Origin of the sequence: Delftia sp. ZNC0008 (assembly GCF_000799035.1) — a bacterium.
GTDB classification, from domain to species: domain Bacteria; phylum Pseudomonadota; class Gammaproteobacteria; order Burkholderiales; family Burkholderiaceae_C; genus Comamonas; species Comamonas tsuruhatensis.
In genome coordinates, this window is sequence record NZ_JTKZ01000554.1 from 1 (window position 1) to 631 (window position 631).

The window sequence follows — 631 nt, forward strand, 5'->3', positions numbered from 1 at the left end:
GGGCGCCGCGAACTGCGGCGGCAGCCGCTGGCCCGCCACGCGCAGTGCGTAGTCCAGCGTGTCGGGCAGGTAGCGCCCGGCCTGGGCATCGCGGCACAGGTCGCCCAGCACGGCGCCCGCCTCCACCGAAGCCAGTTGGTCCTTGTCGCCCAGCAGCACCAGGCGGGCGCCGGCCGGCAGTGCCTCCAGCAGCGCCGCCATCATCTCCAGGTGGACCATGGAGGCCTCATCGACGATGAGCACGTCCACGTCCAGCTGCCGCCCTGCATGGAATCCCCAGTGCCGCGTATCGGGCCGCGCGCCCAGCATGGAGTGCAGGGTGCGCGCCGCAGCCATGCGCTGCACCAGGCCCGCCAGGTCGATCTCGCCGCCCATGCTGCCCTGCAATTGCAGCAAGGCCCCGTCGATCGATTGCTTCAGCCGCGCAGCCGCCTTGCCCGTGGGGGCGGCCAGGGCCACGCGCAACTGGCCGGCATCGGGCGCCGTGGCAAACAGCAGGGCCAGCAGCCGAGCGGCGGTATAGGTCTTGCCGGTGCCGGGGCCGCCCGTGATCACCGACAGCCGGCCGCGCAGCGCCAGCGCGCAGGCCAGCTTCTGCCAGTCCACGGCGCCACCGTCCGCCGCAGGCGGG

1 protein-coding gene is annotated in these 631 nt (G+C 73.9%); it reads right to left on the reverse strand.

The annotated features are described in order from the left end of the window. On the reverse strand, nt 1-631 hold a 631-nt coding region (locus tag L995_RS18380; protein WP_197065158.1), incomplete at both ends, for an AAA family ATPase.